Genomic DNA, 7,121 nt, shown 5'->3' with positions numbered 1-7,121 from the left:
GCCCGGTTACATTCCGAACCCGGAAGCTAAGCCTTACAGCGCCGATGGTACTGCAGGGGGGACCCTGTGGGAGAGTAGGACGCCGCCGAACAATTCTTGGGAAAGCCCCCGCATCTTCGGATGCGGGGGCTTTCTGCGTTTAGGGGCCTTCTTCCGAGAGGCCCTTACCGTCACAGACGTCCAGCCGCCTTCAATGCCAAATACGCGTCCGCCAGTGCCGGCGCCAGATCGTCCGGTGTTGCGTCGACGACTGTCACGCCATGGCGGCGGAGTTGTTCTGCCGTGCGGTGACGCTCGGACTGGGCCTGCGCCGCCGCGGCCGCCTCATAGACGGCGTCGACGTTTCCGCGGGCCTTGGCCATTTCGGTGATGTGCGGGTCCGCCACTGATGCCAGCAGGACCGTGTGGCGCTGTGTGAGCTGGGAGAGGACCGGGAGAAGGCCCTCTTCGATGGGGGCAGCCTCCAGGGTCGTGAGGAGCACGATCAGAGAGCGGCGGGGGGACGTGCGCAGGGCTGTTGCCGTGAGGCCTCGGGCGTTCGTTTCGACGAGCTCGGGTTCGAGCGTGGCCATCGCGTTGACCAAGGACGGAAGGACGTCGCCCGCCGTGCGGCCCTGGACGAGGGCGCGGACCTTGCGGTCGTAGGCGAGGAGGTCGACACGGTCGCCGGCGCGGGAGGCGAGGGCGGCGAGGAGGAGGGCCGCGTCCATGGAGGCGTCGAGGCGGGGCGCGTCGCCCACGCGGCCCGCCGAAGTGCGGCCGGTGTCGAGGACCAGGAGGATGTGGCGGTCGCGTTCCGGGCGCCAGGTGCGTACGGCGACCGCGGACTGGCGGGCTGTGGCACGCCAGTCGATGGAGCGGGTGTCGTCGCCGGGGACGTACTCGCGCAGGCTGTCGAATTCGGTGCCCTCGCCGCGGGTGAGCACGCTGGTGCGGCCGTCCAGTTCGCGGAGGCGGGCCAGTTTGGAAGGCAGGTGCTTGCGGCTGGTGAAAGGGGGCAGGACACGTACCGTCCAGGGGGCTTTGTGAGTGCCCTGGCGGGAGAAGAGGCCGAGGGGGCCGAAGGAGCGGATGGTGACCCGGTCGGCCTGGCGGTCGCCCCGGCGGGTGGGGCGCAGGCGGGTCGTCACGCGTCGGCGTTCACCCGCGGGGACCATGAGGCGGTGGCGGGAGGCCGCCGTTTCCATGCCCGGCTGCCAGGCGCTCGGTGGCCAGGCATCGCGGAGTCGGGCACGGAGGGGGCGGCGGGACGGGTTGGTGATGGTCAGCGTCACGTCCGCGGTGTCGCCGAGGCGTACGGAGGTGTCGCCGGACCGGGTGAGGCCCAGACGTCGTACGGGGGCGGCCAGGGCGAAGTCGCAGGCGCAGGCCACGGCCAGGGGCGCGTTGACCGCCAGGATGCCCGTCCAGCTGGGTTCCCAGATGCCTACGGGGAGGGAGCCCAGGGCTGCGAGGAGGGCGGCGCGTCCGGTGAGTGCCATCAGCGGGGGACGGGGACGTGGGAGAGGATGGCGTTGATGACGGAGTCGGCCGTCACGCCTTCCATTTCGGCCTCCGGGCGGAGTTGTACGCGGTGGCGGAGGGTGGGGAGGGCGAGGGCCTTCACATCGTCGGGGATGACGTAGTCGCGGCCGGTCAGCCAGGCCCAGGCGCGGGCGGTGGCCAGGAGGGCCGTGGCGCCACGCGGAGAGACGCCGAGGGTGAGGGACGGCGACTCGCGGGTGGCGCGGCAGATGTCGACCACGTAGGCGGTGATCTCCGGGGAGATCGTCGTCTTGGCGACGGCGGCGCGGGCTGCCTCCAGGTCGGCCGGGCCCGCCACGGGGCGTACGCCGGCGGCGTGCAGGTCGCGTGGGTTGAAGCCCTCGGCGTGGCGGGTGAGGACGTCGATCTCGTCCTGGCGGGAGGGGAGGGGGATGGTGAGTTTGAGGAGGAAGCGGTCCAGCTGGGCTTCGGGGAGGGGGTAGGTGCCCTCGTATTCCACCGGGTTCTGGGTCGCGGCGACCAGGAACGGGTCGGGCAGGGGGCGGGGGGTGCCGTCGACGGTGACCTGGCGTTCCTCCATGGCTTCCAGGAGGGACGACTGGGTCTTGGGGGGCGTGCGGTTGATCTCGTCGGCGAGGAGCAGGTTGGTGAAGACCGGGCCGGGCTGGAAGGAGAACTCGGCGCTGCGGGTGTCGTAGACCAGGGAGCCGGTCACGTCGCTCGGCATCAGGTCGGGCGTGAACTGGACGCGTTTGGTGTCGAGTTCGAGGGCGGAGGCGAGCGCGCGGACCAGGAGGGTCTTGGCGACGCCGGGGACGCCTTCGAGGAGGACGTGGCCGCGGCAGAGCAGGGCGACGACGAGGCCGGTCACGGCGGGGTCCTGGCCGACCACGGCCTTGGCGATCTCGGCGCGCAGGGCCTCCAGGGAGGCTCGGGCGGTGGCGCCCGGGTCCCCGGTCTTCCCGGCGTTGTCAGTGGTCGGGTCCATCATGGACGGCGTACCTCTCTTTCGAGGGCGTCGAGTCGGTCGGCGAGTGCGATGAGTGCTGCGTCGTCGCTGGGCGGTGGCCCGAAGAGCAGGGTGTGCAGGTCCTGTCCGTCGCCGTGGAGGTGGGCGGACAGGGCGGGGAGCAGGGCCTCGGGCGTGTGCGCCTGGGTGACGGGGACGCCTGTGAGGGGGGCGAGGCGGGTGCGAGTGGTGGAGCGAAGAGCGTTGGCCGCGCGGTCGCGGGCGTCGGCCTTGCGGTAGAGGCGGGCCCGGCCTTCGGCGGTTTCGGAGGCGCGGATCGCGACGGGGAGTTTTTCGGGCACGAGGGGGCCGAGTCGGCGTGCCCGCCACAGGGCGGCCAGGGCTGCGGCGATGAAGAGTTGCAGGGTGCCCCAGAGCCAGCCCGAGGGGAGCAGGTCGAAGAAGCTGCGTTCGTCGTCGGTGCCGGTGGCCGACGTGTCGGAGAGCGAGGGGAGGTACCAGACCAGATGGGGGCGGGAGCCGAGGAGCTGGAGGGCGAGCGAGGCGTTGCCCTGCTTGTCGAGGCGGTCGTTGAGGAGGATGTCGGGCGCGCCGAGGACGACGGTGTCGCCGTCCCCGGTCGCGTCCGGGATGCGCAGCAGGGTGGCCAGGCGCTCGCTGGGGTAGCACGCGTCGGCGTCGAGGCGGGTGGTGGTGTAGCGGACGCCGCCCGTGTCGGCGGTGCCCGCGCGGCGGGCGGCGGGCAGGCCGCAGTCGGGGGAGAGCGTGGAGTCGAGGCTGGTGGCGGGGTCGGCGGTGACCCCGGGGGCGAGTCGGTCGATGGAAGCGCTGCCGGAGGCGACCAGGACGGTGCGGCCGCGGGAGTCGGCGAACGCGTCGTGCAGGCGGGTCTGCTGACTGCGGGTCAGCAGGTCGGGGACGGCGACCAGGAGGGTCGTGTCCGGGCCGGCCGCGGCGGCTGCCTCGTCGAGGGTGGTGACCACGCGTGTGTCCACGCCCCGGTCGGCGAGGAGTTCGGCGACGGCGCGGCTGCCGTTGGGGTCGGCGGAGCGCGGGTCGAGTTCGCCGTGCCGGGCGTCGGAGCGGAGCACGGCGATGGCGACGGCTCCGACCAGGAGCAGCACGAGGGCGAGCGCGATGCCGCGCGTGCGGGTCCAGACCTGGCGTGCGGTGGGCGAGGCCGAGGTGGACGGGAGCGTGGCCTCGGTGGTCATTCGGCGGCTCCCTGGCGGGTGTGGGGGGCCGTGCTGTGGGCGCTGCTCGCGGTGAGCTGGGGCTTGGTGCGTTCCAGGTCGCGGTCGAGTTCGGCGATGCGGTGGTACGACTGCTCGGTCGCCGACCGGCCGCCGTATGTCACGTCGTCGAAGTCGCGGGCGGCGGCGCGCAGTCGGTCGGTGTGGGCGGGCAGGGCCCGGCCGGCTTCGGCGGCGGCCTCGTCGGCGGTGCGGCCGGGGCGGGCGTCGAGGAGGGCGCGTTCCTCAAGGGCGCGGACGAGGGCGCGCATGCGTTCCTGGACGGCCTGGTTCCAGTGGTCCTGGGCGGCGTGTGCCTCGGCGGCCGCGCGGTGGTCGGCGGCGCTGCGGGGGCGGTCGTCGAACAGGGTGGCGGACGAGGTGGGTTGGCGGCGCGGGGTGCCGAGGCGCCACCACAGGGCGGTCAGGACGGCGACGACGGCCAGGATGATGACGACCAGGCCGAGTGTTCCGCCGGGTGTGGCGGTCGAGGCGGCGTTGAACAGTTTGTCGAGCCAGTCCCAGAAGGCGTCGAGGGCGCGCTGGAACAGGCTGGGGTCGTTCTCGTGGTACATCCGCTTCGACAGCTCGCGCCGGGCCGCCTCGCGCGCGGGGTCGCGCGGGATGGTGAGGGGCGGTTCGTCGGCGGAGCGTACCGAGGACAGTACGGAGGTGCCGTCGGCGCGCGGCATGGTGCGTATGGCGGCGCGTGGCAGCGCCGATGTGAGAACGTCCCCCGCCCAGCTCACCCCATCAGCTCCCCGGGACGGCGCCGGGGGCGGTGGAGCCGTAGCCCTGGACACCGGCGGCGCGGGCCAGTTCGAGGTCGAGGGCCTCGCGGCGGATGCGCTGGTCGATGTAGAGGAGCACGGTGACGCCGGCCGTGATCGGGAAAGTGATCATGGAGCCGATCACCGCGCCGATGCCGCTGACGATGAGAAAGGTCCAGCCGAGGCCGGAGCCGCCGCTGTTGAGCCAGCCGGTGACGCCGCCGCCGCTGAGGGCCGCGGCGAGGAAGGTGAACGGGATGACGATGATCGAGGCGACGACGTTCGCGATGATCGTGGCGAGCAACTGGATGCCGAAGATCCGCCACCAGGTGCCCCGGACCAGCTTCGTGGAGCGGCTCATGGCCTTCTTGATGCCCTGCTTCTCCAGCATCAGGGCGGGCGATGCCAGGGAGAAGCGGATCATCAGCCAGAGGGCGACGATGCCGGCCCCGATGACGCCCAGGACGGTGAGGGCGACGCCCGCCCCGGTGCTGCCGGAGGCGGCGATGAGGAGGCCGGGCAGGGTGCCCACGGTGACGATGCCCGCGGTGATGAGCAGCAACAGGCAGATGAGGCCGAAGAGTTTGACGACCTGGGGGCGGGCGTCCCGCCAGGCCTCGCCGATGGTCACCGACTTGCCGAGCACGGCGCGGCTGGTGACGGTGGTGAGCAGTGCGGTCGCGATGACCGTGCCGACGAGGGAGATGACGAAGACGACGGTGGAGTTGAGCATGGCGTCGCCCATGGCGCGGCTCAGTTCGCTGAGGGTGGCGCTGGGGTCGTTGAGGGCCTCGGTGCTGGAGTCGTCCAGGACGAGGCCCTGGAACAGCACGACGATGATCTCGGTGATGACCGCCACGGTCAGGGAGATGCCCAGGACCGTGCGCCAGTAGGTGCGCATGGTGGAGACGGCGCCGTCGAGGATCTCGCCCACGCCGAGCGGGCGGAGCGGGATCACGCCGGGTTTGGCCGCGGGCGGGGGGCCGCCCCAGGCGTTGCCCCAGGCGCCGTGGCCTCCGGGACCGCCGGGGCCTGCGTATCCGCCGGGGGCTCCAGGGCCGTATCCGCCGGGGGGCTGGGTGCCCCAGCCGGGGCCGGGTGGCGGGGGCGGGGGCGCCTGGCCTGGGGCGGCCGGGCCTCCGGGGCCGCTGGGGGCGGACCACTGGGCGGGTGGCGGCTGGTCCTTGGACCACTGCGGGCCGGGGTTCTGCGGGGCCTGGGCAGACTGGCCCGGCTGGTCCGCGGGCTGTGCCGGACCGGGGCGGTCGGCGGGCTCGGCAGGGCCGGACGCGTCTGGCTTCTGCCCGTCGGACGGGGCGGATCCGGGCGAGGCCCAGCCCGGAGTGTCGTTCATCGTCGCTCCTTCACGGTGCCCGTCCGCGGTCGCGGCGGCAGGTTGGCAGCCATCGTGCCATGGGGTGGTCTTGGAGTGACCGGCCGCGGTATGGGCTGCGTACCTTCAATTGTCCGCGCCTCAGGGGGCAGACTGACCGCATGGCTGATCAGTACGCGTACAGCGGCGACGACAAGCGGCCGACCGAGATCTCGGCGATCCGTTGGGAAGAGCCACCGGAAGGACCCGTGCTGGTCCTTCTCGACCAGACGAGGCTGCCGGCCGAGGAGGTCGAACTGGTCTGTACGGACGCGCCCGCGCTCGTGGAGGCGATCCGCTCGCTCGCCGTGCGCGGGGCGCCCCTGCTGGGCATCGCGGGGGCGTACGGCGTCGCGCTCGCCGCCGAGCGGGGTTTCGACGTGGACGAGGCCGCCGCGGCGCTGGCGAGTGCCCGGCCGACCGCGGTGAACCTGGCGGTGGGGGTGCGCCGGGCGCAAGCGGCCCACGAGGCCGCGCTCGCCGACGGCGGTGACATCCGGCAGGCGGCCGCGGCGGCGCTCGCGGCGGCGCGGCAGTTGCACCGGGAGGACGCAGAGGCCAGTGCCCGGATGGCCGAGCACGGGCTGGCGCTGCTGGACGAGCTGCTGCCCGGCGGCGGGCACCGGATCCTGACGCACTGCAACACCGGTTCGCTGGTGTCGGGCGGGGAGGGGACGGCGTTCGCTGTGGCGCTCGCGGCGCACCGGGCGGGCCGGCTGCGGCGTCTGTGGGTGGACGAGACGCGTCCGCTGTTGCAGGGCGCCCGGCTGACGGCGTACGAGGCGGCGCGCAGCGGGATGGCCTACACGCTGCTCACCGACAACGCGGCCGGGTCGCTGTTCGCCGCCGGAGAGGTGGACGCGGTGCTGATCGGGGCGGACCGCATCACGGCGGACGGTTCGGTGGCGAACAAGGTCGGGAGCTATCCGCTGGCGGTGCTGGCGCGGTATCACCATGTGCCGTTCATCGTGGTGGCGCCGGTGACAACGGTGGATCCGGACACTCCGGACGGGGCGTCGATCGAGGTCGAGCAGCGGGCCGGTCACGAGGTGACCGAGTTCGTGGCGCCGCAGGTGCCGGTGACCGGGGCTGAGGCGGGCGGTGGCATTCCGGTGGCGCCGCTGGGCACACAGGCGTACAACCCGGCGTTCGACGTGACCCCGCCGGATCTGGTGACGGCGATCGTCACGGAGGAGGGTGCGGTTTCGCCCGTCACGGCGGAGGCGCTCGCCGAGGTGTGCGGCCGCTCGCGCCGGGCGGCGGGCTGAGCCGGGCGGCTGCCGGAGCGCGTG

6 protein-coding genes and 1 rRNA gene are annotated in these 7,121 nt (G+C 73.2%); 2 read left to right on the top strand and 5 right to left on the bottom strand.

Going from position 1 to position 7,121, the window contains the following annotated elements; genetic code table 11:
• Positions 1-91 (top strand): 5S ribosomal RNA (gene rrf / locus ACFZDA_RS37425); the annotation flags it as partial.
• A 79-nt stretch (positions 92-170) separates the two neighbouring features.
• Here the strand turns inward: rrf and ACFZDA_RS37420 are convergent.
• From ACFZDA_RS37420 to ACFZDA_RS37400, 5 genes are all read right to left on the bottom strand, one after another.
• On the bottom strand, positions 171-1,481 hold the full coding sequence (locus ACFZDA_RS37420; RefSeq protein WP_391090273.1) for a DUF58 domain-containing protein: 1,311 nt from the start codon (positions 1,479-1,481) through the stop codon (positions 171-173).
• The gene (locus tag ACFZDA_RS37415) at positions 1,481-2,473 is read right to left on the bottom strand and encodes an AAA family ATPase (protein ID WP_391090283.1); all 993 of its coding nucleotides are present in this window, start codon (positions 2,471-2,473) and stop codon (positions 1,481-1,483) included. The genes ACFZDA_RS37420 and ACFZDA_RS37415 overlap by 1 nt, the downstream gene beginning before the upstream one ends.
• Positions 2,473-3,669 carry a DUF4350 domain-containing protein gene (locus ACFZDA_RS37410; RefSeq protein WP_391090271.1) on the bottom strand — a complete coding sequence of 399 codons (1,197 nt, stop codon included), beginning with the start codon at positions 3,667-3,669 and terminating at the stop codon, positions 2,473-2,475. Before ACFZDA_RS37410 ends, ACFZDA_RS37415 begins: the two co-directional genes overlap by 1 nt.
• Entirely contained in the window at positions 3,666-4,379 is a 714-nt protein-coding gene (locus ACFZDA_RS37405; RefSeq protein ID WP_391090269.1) for a DUF4129 domain-containing protein, read from the bottom strand. Before ACFZDA_RS37405 ends, ACFZDA_RS37410 begins: the two co-directional genes overlap by 4 nt.
• 61 nt (positions 4,380-4,440) lie before the next feature.
• Entirely contained in the window at positions 4,441-5,811 is a 1,371-nt protein-coding gene (locus ACFZDA_RS37400; protein WP_391090267.1) for a glycerophosphoryl diester phosphodiesterase membrane domain-containing protein, read from the bottom strand.
• Positions 5,812-5,951: 140 nt separating this feature from the next.
• Between ACFZDA_RS37400 and mtnA the strand changes: the two genes are divergently transcribed.
• Positions 5,952-7,097, top strand: a complete 1,146-nt coding sequence (gene mtnA / locus ACFZDA_RS37395) for an S-methyl-5-thioribose-1-phosphate isomerase (RefSeq protein ID WP_391090266.1) — start codon at positions 5,952-5,954, stop codon at positions 7,095-7,097.
• Positions 7,098-7,121: the final 24 nt, after the last annotated feature.

This window comes from Streptomyces sp. NPDC007991 (assembly GCF_042958445.1).
GTDB lineage: Bacteria > Actinomycetota > Actinomycetes > Streptomycetales > Streptomycetaceae > Streptomyces.
The sequence above is the reverse complement of the archived record's forward strand: the minus strand, read 5'-3'. Positions and strand labels throughout refer to the sequence as shown.